Genomic DNA, 22,358 nt, shown 5'->3' on the forward strand with positions numbered 1-22,358 from the left:
CCTCACCAGCCCCAATCGGGCAGGCCGTCGGCCCGCGGCGCGGACCGGACCATGCCCGCGGTCAGCGTGGCGCCGTCGGACGGGTCGATCAGCAGGAACGAGCCGGTGGACCGGCAGTCGGCGTAGGCGTCGACGGCCAGCGGCTCGGCGGTGCGCAGCGCCAGCCGGCCGATCTCGTTGACCGCCAACCGGTCCGCGGGCCGCCCGCCCTCCCCCGCCCACCTGGCGGCGTCCTCCACGCCCGGCTGCACCTCGATGCCCTCGACGATCGCCTTGACCGTGCGGGTGGTGGTCCGCAGCAGCACCCGGTCGCCGACCGCGAGCGGACGGGCCGCGACGTGGCACGCCATCGCGTCGACCGCCCGGGTCGGCGTCGGCGCGCTGTCGGCCGGCGCGATGAGGTCGCCGCGCGCCACGTCCAGGTCGTCCGCCAGCCGGATGGTCACCGACTGCCTCGCCCACGCCGCCGGCACGCTGTCGCCCAGGGCGTCGATGCCGGTGATGGTGGACGTGGTGCCGGCGGGCAGCACGGTGACCCGGTCGCCGACCCGCAGCACGCCGGACGCCACCTGGCCCGCGTAGCCGCGGTAGTGGGCGTGCGCCGAGCCGCGCGGCCGGATCACGTACTGCACCGGGAACCGGCCGGGGAACGACGCCGGGTCGTGGCTGACCGGCACCGACTCCAGGTGCTCCAGCACGGTGGGACCGTCGTACCACGGCATCCGGGCGGAGGGCTCCACCACGTTGTCGCCGGTCAGCGCGGCGATCGGGATCTCGGTGACCCGGGGCAGGCCCAGGGTGTCGGTGTAGGCGTTGAACTGGTCGGCGATCTCGCGGAACCTCCGCTCCGACCAGTCGACGAGGTCCATCTTGTTCACCGCGAGCGTCACGTGCGGCACGCGCAGCAGCGCCGTGATGGCCGCGTGCCTGCGGGTCTGCTCGACCACGCCGTGCCGGGCGTCCACCAGGATGATCGCCAGCTCGGCGGTGGACGCGCCGGTGGCCATGTTCCGGGTGTACTGCACGTGCCCGGGGGTGTCGGCGAGGATGAACCGGCGGCGGGGCGTGGCGAAGTAGCGGTAGGCCACGTCGATGGTGATGCCCTGCTCGCGCTCGTCGCGCAGCCCGTCGGTCAGCAGCGCCAGGTCGATGCCCTCGCCGCCCCGGTCGCGGGAGACCTGGTCCACCGACGCCAGTTGGTCCGCCGGCACCGATTTCGAGTCGTGCAGCAGCCGCCCCACCAGGGTGGACTTGCCGTCGTCCACGCTGCCCGCGGTGGCGAACCGGAGGAGGGTGGTCGTCGTCGTGCCGGGTGTCACCATGGCTAGAAGTACCCTTCGCGTTTGCGGTCCTCCATCGCGGACTCCGACAACCGGTCGTCGAACCGGGTCGCGCCGCGCTCGGTCAGCCGGGACGCGGTCAGCTCGGCGATCACGGCGGCCGGGTCGGTCGCGTCGGACTCGACCGCGCCGGTGCACGACATGTCGCCGATCGTGCGGTAGCGCACCATCCGGGTCTCCACGGGCTCGTCCGCCCGCGGGCCGCCCCAGTCGCCCGGCGCCAACCACATCCCGTCCCGCCGGAACACCTCGCGCCGGTGGGCGTAGTACAGGTCCGGCAGCTCGATGTGCTCGCGGTGGATGTACTGCCACACGTCCAGCTCGGTCCAGTTCGACAGCGGGAACACCCGGACGTGCTCGCCCGGCGCGTGCCTGCCGTTGTAGAGCTGCCACAGCTCCGGGCGCTGCCGCCGCGGGTCCCACTGGGAGAACTCGTCGCGCAGCGAGAACACCCGTTCCTTGGCCCGCGCCTTCTCCTCGTCACGCCGGCCGCCGCCGAACACCGCGTCGAAGCGGTGCTGTCGGATCGCGTCGTTGAGGGGCAGCGTCTGGAGCGGGTTGCGGGTGCCGTCCGGCCTCTCGTGCAGCACGCCGCGGTCGATGTACTGCTGCACCGAGACGACGTGCAGCTTGAGCCCGCACTCGGCCACGACGCGGTCCCGGTAGTGCAGCACCTCGGCGAAGTTGTGCCCGGTGTCCACGTGCATCAGCGTGAGCGGCGGCGGCGCCGGGGCGAAGGCCTTGAGCGCCAGGCGCAGCATCAGCACGGAGTCCTTGCCGCCGGAGAACAGCAGCACGGGCCGCTCGAACTCGCCCGCCACCTCGCGGAAGATGTAGACCGCCTCGGATTCGAGGGCGTCGAGGTGGGTCAGGGCGTAGGGGTCGTCTGTCCACTCGCTCACCGCTGCCGCCGTCGTCACACCGTGTCCTCTGTGGTGGTAGGGATGTTGACCGGCCGGAGGGCTGTCGGCCGTGGTGCTCCCGGGACGCGCCCGGCGTCAGGTGTGCAGACCGCACTCCGTCTTGCCCAGGCCGGCCCACCGGCCCGCGCGGGCGTGCTCGCCCGGTTGCACCGGGCGGGTGCAGGGCGCGCAGCCGACGGTGGGGTAGCCGGCCGTCAGCAACGGGTTGAGCAGCACGCCGTGCTCCGCGGCGTACGAGTCCACATCGGACTGCGTCCACCGGGCCAGCGGCGAGATCTTCACCATGTCCCGCTTGGCGTCCCAGCCGACGACGGGCGTGTCGGCGCGCGTCGGCGAGTCCTCGCGGCGAAGGCCGGTGACCCAGGCGTCGTAGTCCGCGAGCCCCCGGTCCAGCGGCTCCACCTTGCGCAGGGCGCAGCACAGGTCGGGATCGCGGTCGTGCAGCTGCGGCCCGTACCGCGCGTCCTGCTCGGCGACGCTCTGGAGGGGCAGCATGTTGACGACGGTCACGTCCATGAAGTCCGCGACGGCGTCACGGGTGCCGATGGTCTCGGCGAAGTGGTAGCCGGTGTCCAGGAAGAGCACGTCGATCCCGGGGGCGACCCTGGAGGCCAGGTGCACGAGCACCGTGTCCGCCATCGACGAGGCGACGCACAGCCGCTCGCCGAAAGTGGACGCGGCCCACTCCAGGACCTCCTCGGCCGACGCCTCCGCCAAGCGCCGATCCGCCTGGCCGGCCAACTCGGCGAGATCGGGAGTGCTGCTGCGAGTCATTGTTCCGAACCACCTCCCACAGCCGAACCCCGCGATGGAGCGGTAGTTCGGGGAACGTTTTTCGAACAAAGGTGCCCGGTGTCGACGACATTAGCAGGACCGGCGGACACCGGGCTGACAGCGCGCTGATTCGCATTGCGCGGGCCCGCACCACGGCGTATCAGCAGGAAGTCAGCGACTATCTGCGACAGTACCGCGGGAAGGTGTGCGAATGCGCATGCCCAGGCACCGCGGGATCACCGTCCGTCTCCCGAAAGAGCGGGTACAAGAGTGAAGCTCCTCAATTTCCGACAAAGCCCGGCAGCGAGGGCGCTGGGGCTTGTTTCAGTGTTTGTGACGGCCGCCGCGCTGCTCACCGGCGCCAATCCGGTCGGCAGCGCCACGGTCAAGTGGACCACCAGCTTCAAGGGGTCCGACGGAACCACCTACACCGCCACCAACCACCTCCTCCCGGCGGCCCGGGGCGACGGTCGGCAATGGCTGCTCGCCTGGACGGGGCCCGCGAAGCAGCCGGCGCCGGACTTCCTGGCGGTCATCGACGCCACGCCCCGGTCGCGCACCTACGGCAAGGTCGTCAACACCGTCACGGTCGGCCCCGGCATGGGCAACGAGCCGCACCACATGCAGTACGTGTGGCACAAGGGCGACCACATCTACGCCGGCGGCATCATCTCCGACACGACGTTCGTCTTCGACTCGAAGGCGCTGCCCGCGCTGCGCCTGGTCGGCGTGAACACGCCGATGGACACGCCGTGCGGCACCCTGCCGGACGCGTACCAGACGCTCAGCGACGGCACCGCCTACGCGACCTACATGGGCGGCCCGAACGTCGCCGGCCCGTGCACCTACACCAACGGCGAGGTGCGGATCGGCAACGGTGCGGGCGGTTCGCCCGGTGACATCGTGCTGATCGGCAAGGACGGCCGCACGCTCGCCGAGATCCCGGCGGCGACCAAGGAGGGCGAGGACCCGGCGCAGTGCGGCAACGTGCCGGCCCTGCCCCAGTCCAGCTGCGCCAACCCGCACGGCATCGCGGTCCGCGAGGACCTCAACGTGATGGTGGCCAGCGACTTCGCCGAGGCGCGGAACTTCATGACGCCGGACTCGCCGCTGCGCGAGGAGCTGGCCCGGCAGACCGTGCGGGTCTTCGACATCACCAACCGCACCAACCCGACGCTGCGCTCGGTGTCGAAGGTGCACGACGGCCCGCGCTCCGTCCTCGAGGAGAAGGCGTTCTTCAAGGAGTCGCGCGTGGTCATGGAGGTCGCGATGACCAACCGGCCCGGGCACAAGGGCGCGTTCGTGTCCTCCATGGCCGGCGGCGCGGTCTTCTACACGCCGGACATCACCGCCGCCGCGCCGCAGTGGCGCGAGGTCTTCGACGACACGACCGCGTACAAGAAGTTCCACCCGGACGGCTCGGTCACCGGTGGCGGCGACAACTCCAGCTGGCTCGCGGTCAGCCCGGACGACCGCTTCCTGTTCCACGCGGTGATGGGCCAGTCCACCCCGTACGGCAAGCCGCTCGACAAGACCACCGGCATGATCTACGTGCTGGACATCCGCAAGCTGCTGAACTCGGGCGACCGGGTCCGGTGCAGCGTCGACGAGCTGCGCGAGGTCTACGCGGGCGGCTCCGAGCGCGACTGCCCCGAGCTGACCGCGGTGGTGCCGATCCGCGACACCACCGACGGCGGCCCGCACTGGGGCGCGATGGACAACTTCGAGCGCGACCACCGGGGCATGTACCGGGAGACGCAGCAGGTCAAGCGCCTCGCGCTGTCCAACTACTTCGTCGCCGGCTCCTTCGGCGGCGGCGGTGACCACCGGATCTGCATGTTCGACCTGAGCCGGGCGGGCAAGGTGGACCTGGACAGGTCGTTCCGCGACGAGCGGACCGGCCAGCCCTGCGTGAACTTCAACCGCACCTCGTGGCCGCACGGCGACTACGGCGACAGCCAGCCGCACGGCGTCCTGTTCGCGGTCAGCGACGGGAACCTCAGGTGAGTGGACCGGTCCCAACCCAGGTGTCCGTGCTGATCGCTCAGCACGGGCACCTGGACCGGTCGGTGGCGGCCGGGGACAAGGCGGCGGTCATCGCGATGATCGTCGCCGGCCTCGCGGCCGTCGCCGCCGCGGGCGTCGTCCTGCTCGGCCGCGAGCTGCCCCGCGGGCGGTTCGTCGCCGCGCTGGCGGCCTCGCTGGCGGTGACGACCGCCTCCCTGCTGGTCAGCGTCACCCGGGCCGACGACTCGGGGCTGTTCCCCGACGCCGGCGCGCCCCGGCTCGACGCGCTCGCGCTGGGCGAGCAGCAGGTGCCGGTGCTCGTGGTGCCGAACCGGCCGGGGTTCAACCTCGTCGCGGTCGGCGCGCCGGACGCGGGCGCGGGCACCGACCGCGACCGCCTCACCGCGGGCGAGCGGCGCCCGGGCAGCGCGCACACCTGGGTCGGGGTCGACCTCCCGGCGGGCCCCAGCAAGCTCTGGGTGTCGGCGGGCGGGGCGACCGGCGCGCTGGACGTCGACACCGGCGCCGACGCCGCCACCGCCCAGGAGGCGCTGCGCGGCCCGGACGGCCCCGAGTGCGCCAGTGCCGTCGTGGGCGCGCTGCTCGCCGACGGTGACGCCGTGCCGGGCGCCTGCCCGTCCGACGGCCTGTCCGAGGCGGACGCCGAGGCGCTGCGCACGACGGTGGACTTCCTGGCGGGCCGCGGCGAGCGGAGCATCGCGCTGGTGTCCGACGACTCGCCGCGCGGTGTCGCGGCCGCCGCCGAGGTGCGTTCGGCGGCGCAGCGCGCGGGGCTCTCCGCCACCGCGCCGGACGGCACGAACCGACCGCTCGTCGTCGTCGCCGGCTGGGCGGGCGCGGAGGCCGTCGTGCGCGACGTGGACACGGGCGCGGTCGTGGCGCAGAGCACCTACCTGGCGCCGTGGCTGCTCTCCTCCGCCCTGCTGCGGCGGGCCAGCGGCCAGCAGATCCCGCTGCGGTACCCGCCGCGCGACCCGGCGGCCACCGACTACCTGGCCGCGCTGGCCGACCGGGTGCCCGGCGAGGCGCCGAGCGCGGCCGGCTACCTGGCCTGGCACCAGGCGCGCGGCCGGTCGGTCGCGGCGGACCCGGTGCGCCTCTACGCGGTCGCGGCGGCGCCCTACATGCCCGGCATGGGCGGCGCGACCGCGCACGAACACGGTTCGACCCCCGACTGGTTGCCCGGCGGCCTGATCATCCCGGTGACCGGGCCGCTGCCCGAGAGGTGAGAGGGGCCACCCCACCATGACCGACACGTCGACACCCACCAGGTCGCAGGGCCAATGGGCGCTGGGACAGCGCGAAGCGCTCAACTCCAACGAGAAGATGAAGGCCGACGAGAACCCGCTGCTGGTGCGCGAGCGGATCGAGCGGGTCTACGCGCGGGAGGGGTTCGCGGCCATCCACCCGGACGACCTGCGCGGCCGGTTCCGCTGGTGGGGCCTGTACACCCAGCGCAAGCCGGGGATCGACGGCGGCCGCACCGGTGTGCTGGCGCCGGAGGAGCTGGACGACGAGTACTTCATGATGCGCGTGCGCAGCGACGGCGGTCAGCTCGACCTGGCCCAGCTGCGCGCGATCGCGGACATCTCGACCCGGTACGCCCGCGACACCGCGGACATCACCGACCGGCAGAACATCCAGCTGCACTGGGTGCGCATCGAGGACGTGCCGGAGATCTGGCGGCGGCTGGAGGAGGTCGGCCTGTCCACCACCGAGGCGTGCGGCGACTGCCCGCGCGTGGTGCTGGGCAGCCCGGTCGCCGGGGTCTCGGTGGACGAGGTCGTGGACGCGACCCCGGCCATCCGGGAGATCGTCGACCGCTTCGTCGGCGACCTCTCGCTGTCCAACCTGCCGCGCAAGTTCAAGTCGACCGTGTCGTGGCTGGCCGACGTGCCCTACGAGGCCAACGACGTGGCGTTCCTCGGTGCGGTGCACCCGGAGCACGGGCCGGGCTTCGACGTCCGGGTGGGCGGCGGCCTGTCCACCGCGCCCATGCTCGCCCAGCGGCTGGGCGCGTGGGTGCCGCTCGCCGAGGTGCCGGACGTGTGGCTGGCGATCACGCGGCTGTTCCGGGACTACGGGTACCGGCGGCTGCGGCACCGGGCGCGGCTGAAGTTCCTGGTCGCGGACTGGGGCGTGGAGCGGTTCCGGGCCGTGCTGGAGGAGGAGTTCCTGGGCCGCCCGCTGCTCGACGGCCCACCGCCCGCGCTGCCCGCGGCGCCGATCGACCACATCGGCGTGCACCGGCAGCGGGACGGTCGGCACTACGTCGGCGTGGCGCCGGTGGTCGGGCGGGTGTCGGGCAAGCAGCTGACCCGGCTCGCGGACCTCGCGGAGGCGCACGGTTCCGGGCGCGTCCGGCTCACGGCGTACCAGAAGCTGCTGGTGCTCGACGTCGCCGACCCCGCACCGCTGGTGCGCGAGCTGCGGGCGATCGGCCTGGAGGCCGAGCCGTCGCCGTGGCGGCGCAACACGATGGCGTGCACCGGCATCGAGTTCTGCAAGCTCGCCGTGGTGGACACCAAGCAGCGGGCCGCGACCCTGGTGGCGGAGCTGGAGGAACGGCTCGGCGACCGGCCGGTGCCGCTGAGCATCAACCTCAACGGCTGCCCCAACTCCTGCGCCCGCGCCCAGGTCGCCGACATCGGCCTCAAGGGCATGTTGGTCACCGACGCCGACGGCGCCCAGGTGGAGGGCTTCCAGGTGCACCTGGGCGGCGGCCTGGGCATGGCGGAGAACCAGGGCGGCGGCTTCGGCCGCAAGCTGCGGGGCCTGAAGACCACGGCGGCCGAGCTGCCCGCCTACGTCGAGCGGTTGAGCCTGCGCTACCTCGACGACCGGGTCGACGGGTCCGAGTCGTTCACCGAGTGGGTCGCGCGGGCGCCCGAGGACCGGTTGCGCTGAACGGCCGAATTCTGACACGGCACTGATACGGCCGCCGATGGAAGTGGCACCGGCGGCCGCATGTGGCTTTACTTCACTTACCAGACCGCCGACACGGAGGTACGAAAGACCGATGTCCGACGACAAGACCTTGCAGGTGCTGAACCAATTCAACGCGGCATTCCAGAAGCACGACCCGAGCCTGCTGGAGGGACTGCTCGCCGAGGATTGCGTCCTGGAGAACTCGGGACCGGCGCCGGACGGTTCGCGGCACGAGGGGCTGGCCGCCTGCCGGGAGTTCTGGTCGGCGATCGCGGCGGACGCCAACGCGAACTTCGAGCCCGAGGAGGTCTGGGCATCCGGTGACCGGGGCATCATCCGGTGGAAGCTCACCTGGGGCCCGGGCCCGAAGGACCACGTGCGCGGGGTCAACCTGATGCGCCTGCGCGACGGGTTGATCGTCGAGGGCATGGGCTACGTCAAGGGCTGATCCGACACGCCGCGGCCGGGCCGCGAGGGGGCGACCCCCTCGCGGCCCGGCCGCGGCGCTGTGGGCGGGAAGACGCAGACCGATCGGTCCGAAGCCGTCGCGCGGTGTTAACCTGGCTCCACAGGGATGGTGTGTAGCCGGATTCGAGGAGCACACATGGCGCGCCGGCAAGCCCCCGACACCAAGCAGCGGATCCTGGCCGTCGCCTCGCGGCTGTTCGGCCGTCACGGCGTCCGCTCCGTCGGCATGCAGCGACTCGTGGACGAGACAGGTCTCGGCAAGAGCCTGGTCTACCGTGAGTTCAGCAGCAAGGACTACCTGGTCGCGGAGTGGCTGCGGGAGACCGACGAGGCCTGGGGCGAGTACGCCGACGCGGCGACGCGGCCCCACGAGGGCGACCCGGCCCGGCAGATGCTGGCGCTGGTGGAGTTCATCCACGACAGCGTCCTGGCCGACGACTTCTACGGGTGCGTGTTCTACAACACGATCGCCGAGTTCCGCGACGAGGACCACCCCGGCCGGTTGGCGGCCGTGGCGCACCTGGAACGCGTGCGGGCGCTGCTGGCCAGTTACGGCCGCGAGGCCGGGGCCGAGGACCCCGAAGGCCTCGCGGACACGCTCCTGCTGATCATCGGCGGACTCCTCGTCAACGGCACGGCGTTCGCCGGGAAGGGCCCGGCGGAGCACGCGGTGCCCACCGCGGCGGCGATCATCCGGCAGGCGTGCCCGGCGACCGCTGGAGCTGCTGCTGCGGCCAGGGGATGACCCGCTCGGGCCTGGCCGGCCGGGTGGCGACCCCGTGGGTCTCGTACCCGTCGTTGTAGACGAACGACTCCGGCAGCTTGTCGTGGAACTGGTAGTCCGAGAGGATTCGCCCGTCGTCGTCGAGCACCAGCAGGTCCTCGCCGCGCATTTCCGTCTCACCGGTCGAGGCCAGCACCATCATCCAGTTCAACCGGATCAGGTTGTGGTGGCCGACCGCGTTGTGCGCCGAGCGGAAAACGTATCCCATCGGGTCGTAGATCTCGTGGGTGTAGGCCAGCTGGGCGATGATCGCCTCGTGGCCGATCACCGGGTCGCGGCGGTAGAACACGTAGGTGGCGTCCGGCGCGTACAGCTCCAGCACGCCCTGGCGGCGGCGGTCGGGGTCGACCTCGTTCCACAGCGCCACGTACCGGTCGGCGAACTCTTCGGGATCGAGCATCACGGTGTCCTCCGCGGGGAGTCGGTGAGGCCGGTCGTCTGCCGTTGCGGTGCGCTCGGCCCGGTCCCGTGCTGCTCGCGCAGGACCCGGCGCAGGAGCTTGCCGGTGGGGTTGCGCGGCAGGGCGTCCACGGTCACGAACCCGGTGGGGATCTTGAAGTCGGCGATCTTGCCGCGCAGGAAGCGGACCAGCTCGCGCGGCGGCACGGCGCCGTCCGGGCGGAAGACCACGGCGGCGCGCACGGCCTCGCCCCAGTGCGGGTCGGGCACGCCGAACACCGCGACCTCCACGATGTCCGGGTGGTCCCGCAGGACGGCCTCCACCTCGGCCGGGTAGATGTTCTGGCCCGCCACGATGATGGTGTCGTTGACCCGGTCGACCAGGAACAGGTAGCCGTTCTCGTCCAGGTACCCGAGGTCGCCCATCCGCAGCCAGTCCCCCACCAGCGCGTCGGCGGTGGCCTTGGGCTGCCGCCAGTACTCGATGAAGTGGCCGGGGCTGCGCACCAGGACCCGGCCGAGCTGCCCCGCGGGCAGCGGCGTGCCGTCCTCGTCGACGATCCGCACCTCGTTGCCGGGGCAGACCAGGCCGGCCGAGCCGAGCACGGTGCTGTCCGACGTGTGCGCCGCGGGCGGCAGGCAGGTCACGAAGCTGCCCGCCTCGGCCGACGAGTAGCCCTGGACCAGCTCGCAGCCCATGACCTCCAGGCAGGTCAGCAGCAGTTCCCGGTCGATCGGCGAGCCGCTGTAGACCACCTTGCGCAGCGAGGCGAACGTCTCGCTGGTCACCCCCCGCTCGGTGATCATCATGCGCATCATCGCCGGGGCCACCCACAGCATGGTGATCCGCTCGCGCTCGATGATCCGCGCGGCCTCGTCGGCGATGAACCGGCGCATGATCACCGTGGTCGCGCCGACGTTGAACGAGTGGAAGAACCAGCCGAAGCCCGCGGTGTGCAGCGCCGGGAAGCAGCTCAGCCCCCGGTCGGTCGGCTGCCAGTCGATCCAGTCGACGCCGTGCCGCCGCATGTCCGCGATGAACGTGAAGAACGTCCGGTGCGGCAGCACCACGCCCTTGGGCAGGCCGGTGGTGCCGCTGGTGTAGAGCTGGGCGACCGCGTCGTCCCGGCCGGTGCCCGGCGACAGGTCGGTGTCCGACCGGCCGGCCTTCCACTCCAGCAGGCCGCCCGCCACGTGCGTCGGGCTGTCCAGCGTGATCACCGTCCGCAGGGCGGGCAGCGCGGCGCGCAGCCGTCCCACCACGTCCTGGAAGGCGCTCTCCACGAACAGCAGCTCGGCGCGCGAGTCGCGCAGCGCGTGGTCGATCTCGCGGGGCGTGAGCCGCCAGTTGATCGGCACGAGCACGGTGCCGCTCTTCGCGCAGCCCAGGGCGATGTCGAAGTAGTGCTCGGACTCCATGCCCAGGTAGCCGACCCGCGTGCCGGGCGCCAGGCCCTCGGCCAGCAGGGCGTGGGCCGTGCGGTTGCTCTCCGCGTGCAGCTGCCCGAACGTCAGCGAGCGGTCCTCGCAGACCACCGCCACGGCGTCGGGCCGCAGCGCGGCGTGCAGCGCGGACCTCGCGGTCAGCGTCTGCTCGTCCGGCTCGTGCCCGGCGTGGGCGTGCTCGTCGATCCCGGTGATCTCAACCCCGGTCATCATCACCTCCGGTGCGGGACCCGACCGGGTCGCCCGCGAGTTGGTGGTCGAGGAAAGTGGCGAGCTGGTCGACCGTCGGCCGTTCGAGCACCGCGGACAGCGGCAGCGTCAGGCCGAGCCGTGACTGGAGGCGGTCCTTGAGGTCCACGACCACCAACGAGTCCACCCCGAGTTCGAGGAACGTGGTGTCGCCGTCGACCCCGTCCGCCTCGTCCATGGACAGCAGGTCCGCCAGGGTGCGGCGGATGACGTCGGCGACGGGCGTGGGCGGGACCTGCCCGTTCCCGTTCGCGCCGTTCCCGTTGCCGTTCGCGGCGTCACCGGCGGCTGCCGGTCCGGCGGCCGGTGCGGACGGGGCGCGGGACAGCCGCACGAACGCCATGCCGGACAGCTCCAGCACCGGCGTCCCGTCCTCCAGCAGGACGGCGTCCAGCGTGAACGCCGGGCCGCGCTCCGGCCTGGTGATCCGCAGCACCGAGCGCAGCAGCCGCGCCCGCGGCTTCTTGAACACGCGCACCCGCGCGATCCCGGTGGCCACGTAGCTCTCGCCGTCGTCCACGAACGCCGCGAGGCCGTGCGTCACCCCGTCCATCAGCGGCGGCGGCAGGTGCTCGGCGGTGGACAGGCCCTCGCCGGACAGCTCGCAGACCGCGAGGTCCGCGCCGTGCCGGCGCACCGCCCTCGCCCGGCTGAACTCCGGGCCGTAGTCCAGGCCCGCGCGGGCGTAGGCGGCGCGCACCTCGTCCGCGCCCAGCACCTGGTCCGGCTCGCCGAGGTCGTCCAGGCGGCGCAGCAGCTCGCGGCCGGTGTCGGTCAGGGCGGGCACGTCCGGGGCGCCCAGCACGGCGGACGCGCACCGGCGTTCACCGGGTTCGCCGTCGTGCCGGCTGTGCACGTCGACCCGCCACCGGCCGTCCGCGCCGGGCGTCGCCCTGGTGCGCAGCCCGGTGGGGCGGTCGGTCAGGAACACGGCCTCGTGGAAGCGGACGTCCTCGATCGGGCGGCCGGCGTCGCCGTGCAGCTCGTCGGCCAGCGCGAGCAGGACCTCGACGTGCGCCGCGGCCGGCAGGAAGGCCTTCCCGCCCACCCGGTGGTCGGCCAGGTACGCCGGTCGGCGCGCGCTGATCCGGCTCGCGAACTCCCGTGCCGGCGCCTCGGCCGGCACGGCCCGGCCGAGCAGCGGGTGCCCGGCCGCGTCGAGGTCCGCCGCCCGCCTCGGCAACCCGTACCGGCGGCGGTCGAAGGCGTAGGTCGGCAGCGCGACCCGCTGCCGCTGCCGCCCCTCGTGGACGGCGGCCCACGCGACGTCGACCCCGGCCACGTACAGGTGCGCCAACGTCTCGCGGATGGTCCGCGCGTCCGCGTCGCGGGGGCTGAGCGAGGCGAGCCACCGGTGGTCGTCCTCGGGCACGCACTGGCGCGCCAGCGCGGTCAGCACCCCGGCGGGCCCGACCTCCAGCATCACGTGCCGGCCGCGCTCGGCGATCGCGGCCACGCCCGCCGCGAAGCGCACGGTGTCGTTGACGTGCCGGACCCAGTACCCGGGCGTGGTGATCTCGTCCGCGGACGCGGGCGCGCCGGTCTCGTTCGAGATGACCGTCAGCTCCGGCTCGTGGAACTCCACGCCCTCCAGGAACTCCCGCAGCTCGTCGGAGACCCCGGCGACCAGCGGGGAGTGGAACGCGCTCGACACCCGCAGCGGCTTCACCACCGCGCCGCGCTCCCGCAGCACCTCGACCACCGCGGCGAGCGAGTCCGCGCCGCCGGAGACCACGCACTGGTCGGGCGCGTTGACCGCGGCGACCGCCAGGTCGGGCCACCGCTCCAGCAGGGGGGCGACCTCGTCCACCGGTGCGGCGACCGCGGCCATCCCGCCCGCGCCCGCCACCGACTCGATCAGCCGGGCCCTGGTGGCCAGGAACGCCACGCCGTCGGCCAGGGAGAACACGCCCGCGACCGTGGCCGCGACGACCTCGCCGACGCTGTGCCCGATCAGCACCGCGGGCTCGACCCGCCACGAGCGCCACAGCCCCGCGAGCGCGTACTCCAGCGTGAACAGGGCGGCGTGCGCGAACCTGGTCTCCGCGATCACGTCCGCGGCGTCCGGCGCGCGGCCGAACATCAGGTCGGTGATCGAACGCCCCAGGTGCGGCCGGAACAGCGCGTCGCACTCGTCGACCCGGGCGCGGAACCCCGGGTACCGCTCGTAGAGCACCTCGCCCATGCCGACGTGCTGCGAGCCGGAACCGGTGAACAGGAACGCGACCCGGCGGAACGACCCGCGCGGGCGCACGCCGGGGTTGGCGGCCTCGCGGTCCAGCAGCGCGGTCAGCTCGGCGTGCGTGCGCACCTCGCCCGCGACGCGGTGCCGGAAGTGGGCCCGGCCGGTGTTGGCGGTGTGGCACAGGTCGGCCAGGTCGAGGTCCGGGTGCTCGGCGACGAACCGCCGGTACCGCTCGATCTGCCGGCGCAACGCCGTCTCGCTCTTCGCCGACAGGGTGAACACGTGCCCGGCGTCGCGCGGCAGGTCCCGCGGCGGCACCTCGGGGGCGGGCGGCTGGGGTGCCTCCTCCAGCACCGCGACGCCGATCGCGCCGGTGACGCCGAACCCGTTCACGGTCGCGCGGCGGACCGGCGCCTCCCACGGGCGGCACTCGGTCGGCACCGTCACCGAGTAGTCGTGCCACGGGATGCGGCCGGACGGCGCGTCGATCAGGCTCGGGTAGAACACGCCGGCGCGCAGTTGCAGGATCACTTTGATGACCGCGCCGACGCCCGCGGCCGGCTCCATGTGGCCGATGTTCGACTTGAGCGAGCCGACGGTCAGCCTGTCGTCGTGGGACCGGGAACCGCCGAAGACGCCGTGGATCGAGCCCATCTCGATCGGGTCGCCCAGCGGCGTGCCGGTGCCGTGCGCCTCGACGTACTGGATGTCGGCCGGTTCGAGCCTGCTGTTCGCCAGCGCCGTGCGCATGACCGCTTCCTGGGCCACGCCGTTGGGCGCGGTGAGGCCCGCGCTCTCGCCGTCCTGGCCGATGGCGGTGCCGCGCACGATGGCGAGCACCGTGTCGCCGTCCTGCCACGCGTCGGACAGCCGCTTGAGGACCAGCACGCCGCAGCCCTCGGCGCGGGCGTACCCGTCGGCGGCGTCGTCGAAGGACTTGCAGCGGCCGTCGGGCGACAGCATCCGCCCCTTGGACAGGATGATGAACGAGCGCGGGTCGTGCAGCGCGTTGACCGCGCCGCACAGCGCGATGTCGCTCTCGTGGCGGCGCAGGCCCTCCACGGCCAGGTGCAGCGCCGTCAGCGACGACGCGCACGCGGTGTCCGCGGTCAGGCTGGGGCCGCGCCAGCCGAGGAAGTAGGACAGCCGGCCCGACAGCGAGTAGGCGCCGAGGCCGGTGGCCATGGCGCCGTCGAGCTGGTCCGCCCCGAGGGTGCCCAGGCCGAGCGCGAAGTCCAGCGGTGACGCGCCGACGTACACCGCGCCGTTGCCGTGCCGGAGCGCCGTGGGGTCGATGTTGGCGTTCTCCAACGCCTCCCACGCGGTCTCCAGCAGCAGCCGCTGCTGCGGGTCGACGTACGGCGCGCTCTTGGGCGGGATGTTGAAGAACTGGGCGTCGAACTCGTCGACCCGGTCGAGGAAGCCGCCCGCCACCGTGCCGATGCGCCCCTCGACGTCCTGGTCGGCGACGTCCCAGCGCTCGCGGGGCAGCGGACCGATGCCCGAGCCGCCCGCGCGCAGGAACTCCTCGAAGCCGTCGAGGGTGTCGTTGCCGCCGGGGAAGCGCAGCCCCGTGCCGACGACGGCGATCGGTTCGAGCCGTTCCAGGACGATCTTCTCCAGGCTGCGCTGCTGCTGCTGGATGGTCTCGTAGGCGGCCAGCAGCTCCGCCCGGATCGTCGCGACATCCTCGTCCGGCATGGCCGGCGTCTCCTGTCCGGTCACTGTCGACGCGCCGGGAACAACTCGGTGAGCACGTCGGTGGTCAAGTAGTCCAGCAACAGCTCCACGGTGGGGCTGTTGAACAGCATCGTGCTGCCGATGCCGCGGCCGAGGAGTTCCTCCAGGCGTTCGCGGACGTCCATCAGGCCCAATGAGGTCAAGCCCAGGTCGAAGAAGCTGTCGGTCAACGGCAGTTCGTCGTCCTCGTCCATCAGCAACGCCGCCTTGAACTCCGCCACTATTACGGTTTCGAGTTCGGCGAGCCGTTCCGCCCTGGACAGCGATTGCAATTTTTCGAGCACCGCGGTCATCGCATCCGTCCCCTTCGGCTGGCGCTTCGAGTAAATCACCGCGACGTGACCTCCGGCTGACTACCCGCTGACACCCCGAACCGGTCGCGGACGTGTCAGTTCGCTGTCAGGCGCATTTTGGGATCGTCGAGGTGGGATCAGCCCCGGATGGAGGACAGAGCGGTGCCCAATGCCCGTGAAGAGCTGCGGACCAGGGGTTACGCCCGGGTACCCGCGGCCGAGTTGACGATCGACCCGGAACTCCGCCGCTTCGAGGCCGACCTGGCCAAGGAGTGGGAGAACCTCGAAGTGGACCAGTACCTCAAGAACGGCGCCCGATTCCGGGAGCGGCGCTACGACCGCTTTCGCTACGTGCCCGCCACCGACTCGGTCCGACTGCGGCCGCACCGGCCCTACTTCCAGTCGGCCGAGGTGAACGACTACGGCGGCGGTATCGAGCGCTCGGTGCCCCCGTTGACCGCGACCACCGTGCAGAACCCACTGCTCCAGGCGTTGATCCGGTGGAACTTCGAGCACTTCCCGGTGGAGCCGGAACAATTGCACCAGCCGTGGGACGTGCAGTGCCACCAGTTCCGCATCATCGGTCGGTCCGAGGAACTCGGCGAGCCGACGCCGGAGGGCCCGCACCGCGACGAGGTCCACTTCGGCGCGATCCACCTGATGTCCCGGACGAACGCGTCCGGCGGTTTTTCGCAGGTCTACACGAAGGACCGGGAACTGGTCGCGGAGTTCCAGCTCCAGAACACCATGGACACGATGTTCTGGGCCGACGAGATGATCCTGCACGCGGTCACGCCGATCACCGTCGTGGACGACAGCACCCCGGCGGTCAGGGACGTGCTGATCATGGGTTACCGCTGCGACCCGACGCTCGGCGAGGACGACTGAACCGCCCGCCGGCGCGGCCGGCGGGCGGTGCGACCGGATCGGCTACCGCAGGGAGCCGGTCCGGTCGGGCGTCCCACCGGGCTCGGCCGCGGTCCCGGCGTCGGTCCCGAGGTCCGAGCCGGCTTCGGCTTCGGCTTCGGCGAGCAGGACCTCCAACCGCGCCAACGCCTCGTCGGCGGCCCGGGCGACGTCCAGGTCGTCCGGCGCGGCCCCGCACGCGGTGAACGACTCCACGACCCGCAGGCCCTGTTCCCCGATCTGCTGCTCAAGCATCGGCACCCCTTCGGTGGCGCGGTCGGACGGCGGCGTCAGATGGCGTTGCACGCCCGGAAGACGTGCACCAGCGCGGGCAGGCTCGCGCCGTGCTGGAACGCGAGGTACTCGGGCAGCACCAGGCTCGGCGCCCACTTCTCCTTGTAGGCCAACTGGGTCCGCGACGGGTAGATGTGCTCGCCGTGCTCCCACAGGTGGTTGATGAACCAGTGGAAGGCCTTGCTGTAGCCCGGCAACCTCGGCGCGTCCAGCGAGGTGAACGGGGTGAAGCCGAAGTGCAGCCACTTCACGCCCTCCTCGCGGAAGGTGTCCAGGGCGGCCTTGTTGATCGCCTCCATCACACCCGGCGGCGAGTCGGGCTGCCGCCGGCTCAGGTCGTGCATCCACCCGGCCTGCGGTCCGTACACCGGCGCGTAGGACACGTACCCGACGAGGGTGCCCTCGCGCTCGGCGACGAACAGCCGGCGCAGGTGCTGGTACGGCCCGCCGGTCTGGCCGACCAGGAACTCCAGCGGCTTGACGTCCGGCCCCTTGGTGCCGAGCCAGGCCGCGTCCAGCGCGCGGACCTGGTCCGCCCACTCCTCGTAGGGGGCCTCGCGGACCTCCAGGCCGGTGCGGATCGCCCGGGAGATCTTGTTGCGCAGGCGCATGAACCTCGTGCCCGCCAAAGAGAAGGTGTCCAGGTCCACCGCGTAGGAGGCGCCCATCTGGTTGATCGTGAAGCCCTCCGCCAGGTACGGCCCCGCGTCCGCGCCCTGGAGCTGGACGGCGACGATCTCCCGACCCTGCTCGGCGGCGAGCGCGACGAACCCGCGCAGCAGCGCGCCCGCGGCGTCCGGCGGCGCGAACGGGCCGCCGAACTGCACCAGGTACCGGCCGACCGGCCGGTACACGATGAGGCCGGGCACCCCGGGCAGCCGGAAGTGCTCGTTGCCGGTGTTGAACGCGAAATAGGCGCTGGGATTGCCCGAATCGGCGTACCGCCGAATCGTGTCCACCACGTCCGATTCCACTGACACTTCTGTCATGACGGCATCCAAACTCGCCCGTGGCGGTCGTCAGCTGCGTTCGCCTCGTTTATCGCACGAGTTCCGCGCCACCGCAAGAGCTGATCGCGCGCAGTCAGCACGCGGTCAGCAGCCACCTCCCCCATTGACCGTCAAAGCAGGTCAGAACGGTGTCAGGGTCAGGTCAGCGCCAGGCTGCCAGGCTGGGTCGCGAGACGTGCAGCGCCCTTGGCGCACCATTGCGTCGCCTATTCGGCCCTCTCGCGTGAAAGGCACGGCAATGCGTTCTCTGGAAACCGCACGGGAGGCCTGTGAGCGCTTCCACCCCGGACTGCTCGGCACTCTGGAGAGCTTGCCGATGACAGAGCGGGAGGCCGCCGACAGCCCGGTGGTCGAGATGTACCGGAAACACTCCGGTCCCGGTCTGCTGGTGCCCTCGCAGTACGGCGGCGCGGCGGCCGGACCGCTGGAGGCGACCAGGGTGCAGCGCGGCCTGGCCTCCGTGTCCCCGTCCCTCGGCGTCGCCACGGTCATGCACCACTTCACCGTGGCGATGCTGTTCAGCCTCGCGCAGACCGCGGAGCGGCTCACCGCCACGCAGTTCGCGCTGCTGTCCTCGGTGGCGGGCGACCGGCTGCTGCTGGCGTCCGGCTGGGCCGAGGGCCGCACCGACCAGAACATCCTCGCCCCGGCCGTCGTCGCCGAACCGGTCGAGGACGGCTACCGGGTCAACGGCTCGAAGAAGCCGTGCAGCCTGTCGCTGTCGATGGACGTGCTCACGGCCAGCGTCAACCTCACCGACTCCGACGGCTGGTCCGGCCTGGCGCTGCTGCTGATCCGGGCCGACTCGCCCGGCATCGACGTCGCGCCGTTCTGGACCACGCCGATCCTGGCCGCCTCGCAGAGCCACGAGGTCCGGCTGACCGACGTGCACGTGCCGCGGAGCATGGTCATCCGCAGCACGCTGGAGGACCAGCAGAGCCTGGACGACCTCCAGCGGGCCGGGTTCACCTGGTTCGAGCTGCTGACGTCGGCCGCCTACGTCGGCGCGGCCTCGTCCCTGGTGGACACCGTGCTGTCGCGCAAGCGCGGCAGCGACAGCGACCGCGGCGCGCTCGCGGTCCGCATGGAGGCGGCCGTCGACCTGGTCGAGGGCGCGGCCCGCGCCCTGGAGGACGGCGTGACCGACGACGAGGCCGTGGCGAAGGTGCTGGTGGCCCGGTACGCGTCGCAGGACCTGCTCTCCAGCACGGTGGCGCAGGCCGTGGAGATGCTCGGCGGCATCGCGTTCATCCGCTCGCCGGAGGTGGCCTACCTCGCGTCCGCGGTGCACGCGCTGGCGTTCCACCCGCCTTCGCGCGGCAGCGTGGCGGCGCAGTTGGCCGACTACTTCGCCGGCAACCCGCTCCACCTGTCCTGATCACCGCAGACCACCACCACGAGGTCGTGGAAGGGCGCAGCCATGGACATCAAGAACCCCTACGAGTCGCCGACCACCTTCGCCCTGCACCGGGCGGAGTACCTGGTGGCGTTCGCCATCACGATCGTGCTGATGATCGTGCACTTCACCGAGATCAACTGGATCGCGGCGATCGGCCTGTTCCTCTACATCGACGTGTTCGGCTACATCCCCGGCGCGATCGCGTACCGGCGCAGCAAGGACGGTCGCATCCCGAAGTTCTACTACGTCCTCTACAACACCATGCACAGCTTCATCACGTGCGGTGTCGTGGTGGGCCTGTGGATGCTGATCTTCGGCCCGGAGTGGGCGCTGCTGGCCGTCGCGTTCCACGTCTTCGGCGACCGCGGCGTGTTCGGCAACTTCCTCAAGCCGTTCGGCCTGCCGTTCGAGCCGGAGGACAGCCCCCGCTACCAGCAACTGGTGGACATGATGCGCCGCCGGTCGCAGTCCGACCGGGTGCCCGCGCCGCTGGAGGACGACGTCGCCCCGCTGCCGGCCCAGGCCACCCACTGATCCACCCGACCGCGCCCGCACCGGGCCGGCACCACGAGCGCGGGTCGACGGGCTTCGCCTGTCGGCCCGCGTCGCGTGCGGGCGGTCGTCCACGCAGTCCACACCACCGCGGAAGGAAGACATGACTATCGACGTACCGGTCGAAGCCGACTGGGACCGGGCGCCCAACCTGCTCGACGGCGCCCAGGAGCTCACGATGTCGGCCGAGCAGTGCGACCTGGCGTACTGGCTGACCGCCGTGGCGCAGGGAACCCTGCGCGGCCGCGCCGATCGCGGCCACTCGACCACCACCCCCGACTACATGCGCGAGCCCGGCCCCCTGCGGGAGGCGCTGGTGCTCGAACTGGGCAACCGCTCCATCGCCGAGGCGCGGGCGGTGCGGGTGCTGTCGAACTACGTCATCGCCGCGCCGGGGATCGCCGAGCTGGAGTTCTTCACCACCCAGGTGGTCGACGAGGCCCGGCACGCGATGATCTTCCGGCGGCACCTGCTCGAACTCGGCGTGCCGGAGGACAAGCTGCACGCCCTGATCGACGAGCAGGGCGCCGACTACACCGAACGCGTGCTCGACCCGATCGCCGACTTCGCCACCGGCGTGGTGCGCGACGAGGGCGACTTCATCGGCGCGGTCGCGGTGTTCACCATCGTCATCGAGGGCGTCCTGGCGCCCGCGGCCGAGCTCAGCGAGCGCAAGTGGACGCTGCTGGACCCGGCCGCCGCGGAGATCGCGCGCGGCGCGTCGATCGACGAGATCCGCCACCTCGCGGTGGGCAGCGACATCGTCCGCAAGCACCTGATCCGGCACCCCGAGTACCGGCCGCGGCTCATCGAGCTGGTGCGGCGCGGCAAGGCGCTGTGGGACGAGCTGCCGGTGGACGAGTTCGTGCTGCACCGGGAGGAGTTGTTCCAGGAGGGGATGGCCGCCCACGCGGACCTGCTGCGCGACTACGAGGTGTTCCCCGGCCGCAAGCTGCTGGAGACCACGCCGCAGGAGCGCTACGACCTGGCCGAGCAGTGGACCGACGACATGGCCGAGGTCCGCCTGCCGTACATGGGCGTGCCGGAGGCGGTCGAGCTGATCCGCACCATGCCGGTGAAGCAGCACCGCTGAGCGGCGGAGGACCCGGGGAACCGGAAAGCCACGAGCCGCCGGTGCGGGCGGCTCGTGGCTTCCGGCCGTCGTCCGGCCCGGGTCGCGCGTGGGTGCGCGTGCTCCCCGGGCCGGACGGCGGGAAAGGTCCGGCCCGCGGCGGTTTGCTGCCGCGGGCCGGACCGGGACGGGGTGCCGGCTGTCAGGCCTTGGCCGTGACGCGGGCGTAGGACAGGCGCTCGTCGAGGTGGCGGGCCGAGGAGTTCACCCGCCACAGCGCACCGCGGGCGATGCCGCGGCGCATGTACTCCGAGGTCGCGGCGGGCAGCACCACGTTGTGGAACCACCCGGCGGCGTGCTGGGAGTCGATGGTCACGTGCAACCGGTGGTAGGTGATGCCGACCTCGGGCAGGCCGAGCCGCTCCCACGCGCGGATGACGTTGAGGAAGCGGTCCGGGACCAGCCACTCGGTCATGCCGAGGTAGCCCACGGCCTCCGGGTAGAGGTTGCGGTAGCGGCACAGCATCACGGCGAGGTTGCCGGAGAGCAGGTCGCTGCCGGTGAGCAGGTGCTCGACCTCGTCGAGGCGGACGTCGAACACCTCGTAGATCTTGTTGAACAGGTGGGTGTGGACCTCGGCCGGGTCGCCGTTGCCCATCTCGTCCCAGAAGTTGTTCGCGATCTCCATCTTCGCCTGGCCGGACGTGCCGACCTGCATCATGGCGAGGAAGTCGTCGAACCGGCCGTCGACCAGGGACTCCTGGATGACGTACGTCCGCAGGTCGTCGTGCCCGGCGGACTGGTTGATGAACTCGGTGTAGTAGGGGTGCTTGAAGGCGCGGTGGCCCCGCACGATGCCCTTGAGCCAGGACAGGTACTCCCGGGGCTCGGTGGGCGCGGAGTCGAGGAAGCCCGGTTCGATCCACCGGTTCTCCGAGGCGATGGTGGCGACCTCCAGCGACCGGGTGACCTCGTGCAGCACCCGCGACCCCTCGGCCGTCGGCGACTCCGGGATCTGCATGACCGTCTGGTAGATGCGCGAGAGCAGCAGCTGCTGCAGGTAGTACGCGTCGTCGTCCCCGGACTCGGCGTCGCCGTTCAGCCGGTCGACCGCCGCCACCACGCGGGCCTGTTCGGGCGCGAGCTTCGCGTCCACCTCGTCCGCCGGACGCGTGAGCCAGGAGGTCACCTCGTCGACGACCGCCCGGTGGTCGACCGGGTCGCCGACCGCCACGTCAGGAGTATCGATGCTGGGCACCGCATCTCCGTTTCTGTAGTAAACCGGATCGGATTGGGCACGATCGGCCGCGCCGCCCGTGCCGGACGTGCGGAGAGGGCAGGATTCGAACCTGCGTGGGCGTGAACCCGTCCGGTTTCCCGGACCCCATTGGGCCGCTTTGGGTACCTCTCCCGACTTACCGGGCGAAAGGTGGCGGAGAGGGCAGGATTCGAACCTGCGTGGGCGCGAGCCCGTCCGGTTTCCCGGACCCCATTAGGCCGCTTTGGGTACCTCTCCCGACTTGCTTCCGCTTCGTCGTTCTCCCTTTCGCTGTCACCACCTTACGACA

General features: G+C 72.0%; 19 protein-coding genes and 2 tRNA genes. 9 read left to right on the forward strand and 12 right to left on the reverse strand.

What is annotated here, in order from left to right:
* Positions 1 to 2: 2 nt before the first annotated feature.
* The 3 genes from CKY47_RS28875 to CKY47_RS28885 form a co-directional block, all read right to left on the reverse strand.
* Entirely contained in the window at positions 3 to 1,322 is a 1,320-nt protein-coding gene (locus tag CKY47_RS28875) for a sulfate adenylyltransferase subunit 1 (protein ID WP_306749475.1), read from the reverse strand.
* A gap of 2 nt (positions 1,323 to 1,324) precedes the next feature.
* A complete protein-coding gene (gene cysD, locus CKY47_RS28880; protein WP_306749476.1) occupies positions 1,325 to 2,242 on the reverse strand; it encodes a sulfate adenylyltransferase subunit CysD in 918 nt (305 codons plus the stop codon).
* Positions 2,243 to 2,338: 96 nt separating this feature from the next.
* The gene (locus CKY47_RS28885; protein ID WP_306749477.1) at positions 2,339 to 3,037 is read right to left on the reverse strand and encodes a phosphoadenylyl-sulfate reductase; all 699 of its coding nucleotides are present in this window, start codon (positions 3,035 to 3,037) and stop codon (positions 2,339 to 2,341) included.
* A gap of 327 nt (positions 3,038 to 3,364) precedes the next feature.
* On the opposite strand from CKY47_RS28885, the gene CKY47_RS28890 reads away from it, so the two are divergent.
* The 5 genes from CKY47_RS28890 to CKY47_RS28910 all read left to right on the forward strand — a co-directional run bounded on the left by CKY47_RS28890 (position 3,365) and on the right by CKY47_RS28910 (position 9,206).
* Positions 3,365 to 5,044 carry a hypothetical protein gene (locus CKY47_RS28890; protein ID WP_306749478.1) on the forward strand — a complete coding sequence of 560 codons (1,680 nt, stop codon included), beginning with the start codon at positions 3,365 to 3,367 and terminating at the stop codon, positions 5,042 to 5,044.
* A gap of 26 nt (positions 5,045 to 5,070) precedes the next feature.
* On the forward strand, positions 5,071 to 6,294 hold the full coding sequence (locus tag CKY47_RS28895; protein ID WP_306749479.1) for a hypothetical protein: 1,224 nt from the start codon (positions 5,071 to 5,073) through the stop codon (positions 6,292 to 6,294).
* A gap of 16 nt (positions 6,295 to 6,310) precedes the next feature.
* Positions 6,311 to 7,972 (forward strand): nitrite/sulfite reductase, encoded by a 1,662-nt coding sequence (locus CKY47_RS28900; RefSeq protein ID WP_306749480.1) that lies wholly within the window; start codon positions 6,311 to 6,313, stop codon positions 7,970 to 7,972.
* A gap of 112 nt (positions 7,973 to 8,084) precedes the next feature.
* A complete protein-coding gene (locus CKY47_RS28905) occupies positions 8,085 to 8,441 on the forward strand; it encodes a nuclear transport factor 2 family protein (RefSeq protein ID WP_306749481.1) in 357 nt (118 codons plus the stop codon).
* A gap of 156 nt (positions 8,442 to 8,597) precedes the next feature.
* On the forward strand, positions 8,598 to 9,206 hold the full coding sequence (locus CKY47_RS28910; protein WP_306749482.1) for a TetR/AcrR family transcriptional regulator: 609 nt from the start codon (positions 8,598 to 8,600) through the stop codon (positions 9,204 to 9,206).
* On the opposite strand, the gene CKY47_RS28915 is transcribed toward CKY47_RS28910, so the two are convergent.
* The 4 genes from CKY47_RS28915 to CKY47_RS28930 are packed head-to-tail and all read right to left on the reverse strand — an operon-like array spanning position 9,151 to position 15,557.
* Entirely contained in the window at positions 9,151 to 9,645 is a 495-nt protein-coding gene (locus CKY47_RS28915) for a nuclear transport factor 2 family protein (RefSeq protein WP_306749483.1), read from the reverse strand. The two genes, CKY47_RS28910 and CKY47_RS28915, sit on opposite strands and share 56 nt — an antisense overlap.
* On the reverse strand, positions 9,645 to 11,300 hold the full coding sequence (locus tag CKY47_RS28920) for a long-chain-fatty-acid--CoA ligase (RefSeq protein ID WP_306749484.1): 1,656 nt from the start codon (positions 11,298 to 11,300) through the stop codon (positions 9,645 to 9,647). The genes CKY47_RS28915 and CKY47_RS28920 overlap by 1 nt, the downstream gene beginning before the upstream one ends.
* Positions 11,287 to 15,225, reverse strand: coding sequence for a type I polyketide synthase (locus CKY47_RS28925; protein WP_306749485.1), 3,939 nt, complete (start codon positions 15,223 to 15,225; stop codon positions 11,287 to 11,289). The genes CKY47_RS28920 and CKY47_RS28925 overlap by 14 nt, the downstream gene beginning before the upstream one ends.
* Before the next feature lie 20 nt (positions 15,226 to 15,245).
* The gene (locus CKY47_RS28930; protein ID WP_306749486.1) at positions 15,246 to 15,557 is read right to left on the reverse strand and encodes an acyl carrier protein; all 312 of its coding nucleotides are present in this window, start codon (positions 15,555 to 15,557) and stop codon (positions 15,246 to 15,248) included.
* A gap of 147 nt (positions 15,558 to 15,704) precedes the next feature.
* On the opposite strand from CKY47_RS28930, the gene CKY47_RS28935 reads away from it, so the two are divergent.
* Positions 15,705 to 16,445, forward strand: coding sequence for a 2OG-Fe dioxygenase family protein (locus tag CKY47_RS28935; protein ID WP_306749487.1), 741 nt, complete (start codon positions 15,705 to 15,707; stop codon positions 16,443 to 16,445).
* 42 nt (positions 16,446 to 16,487) lie between these two features.
* Here the strand turns inward: CKY47_RS28935 and CKY47_RS28940 are convergent, their stop codons facing one another.
* The gene (locus tag CKY47_RS28940) at positions 16,488 to 16,718 is read right to left on the reverse strand and encodes a hypothetical protein (RefSeq protein WP_306749488.1); all 231 of its coding nucleotides are present in this window, start codon (positions 16,716 to 16,718) and stop codon (positions 16,488 to 16,490) included.
* A gap of 35 nt (positions 16,719 to 16,753) precedes the next feature.
* On the reverse strand, positions 16,754 to 17,746 hold the full coding sequence (locus CKY47_RS28945; RefSeq protein WP_306749489.1) for a bifunctional lysylphosphatidylglycerol flippase/synthetase MprF: 993 nt from the start codon (positions 17,744 to 17,746) through the stop codon (positions 16,754 to 16,756).
* A 337-nt stretch (positions 17,747 to 18,083) separates the two neighbouring features.
* Here CKY47_RS28945 and CKY47_RS28950 point away from each other — a divergent pair, with 337 nt between their 5' ends.
* The 3 genes from CKY47_RS28950 (at position 18,084) to CKY47_RS28960 (ending at position 20,811) form a co-directional block, all read left to right on the forward strand.
* The gene (locus CKY47_RS28950; RefSeq protein ID WP_306749490.1) at positions 18,084 to 19,145 is read left to right on the forward strand and encodes an acyl-CoA dehydrogenase family protein; all 1,062 of its coding nucleotides are present in this window, start codon (positions 18,084 to 18,086) and stop codon (positions 19,143 to 19,145) included.
* 42 nt (positions 19,146 to 19,187) lie between these two features.
* Positions 19,188 to 19,700, forward strand: a complete 513-nt coding sequence (locus CKY47_RS28955; protein ID WP_306749491.1) for a hypothetical protein — start codon at positions 19,188 to 19,190, stop codon at positions 19,698 to 19,700.
* A gap of 121 nt (positions 19,701 to 19,821) precedes the next feature.
* The gene (locus CKY47_RS28960; protein WP_306749492.1) at positions 19,822 to 20,811 is read left to right on the forward strand and encodes a ferritin family protein; all 990 of its coding nucleotides are present in this window, start codon (positions 19,822 to 19,824) and stop codon (positions 20,809 to 20,811) included.
* A 181-nt stretch (positions 20,812 to 20,992) separates the two neighbouring features.
* Here the strand turns inward: CKY47_RS28960 and CKY47_RS28965 are convergent, their stop codons facing one another.
* From CKY47_RS28965 to CKY47_RS28975, 3 genes are all read right to left on the reverse strand, one after another.
* Entirely contained in the window at positions 20,993 to 22,048 is a 1,056-nt protein-coding gene (locus tag CKY47_RS28965) for an iron-containing redox enzyme family protein (RefSeq protein ID WP_306749493.1), read from the reverse strand.
* A gap of 70 nt (positions 22,049 to 22,118) precedes the next feature.
* Positions 22,119 to 22,201: transfer RNA gene (locus CKY47_RS28970), tRNA-OTHER, on the reverse strand.
* A 19-nt stretch (positions 22,202 to 22,220) separates the two neighbouring features.
* Positions 22,221 to 22,306: transfer RNA gene (locus CKY47_RS28975), tRNA-OTHER, on the reverse strand.
* Between the last annotated feature and the right edge of the window lie 52 nt (positions 22,307 to 22,358).

The organism is Saccharothrix longispora (genome assembly GCF_030852425.1).
GTDB classification, from domain to species: Bacteria; Actinomycetota; Actinomycetes; order Mycobacteriales; family Pseudonocardiaceae; genus Actinosynnema; species Actinosynnema longispora.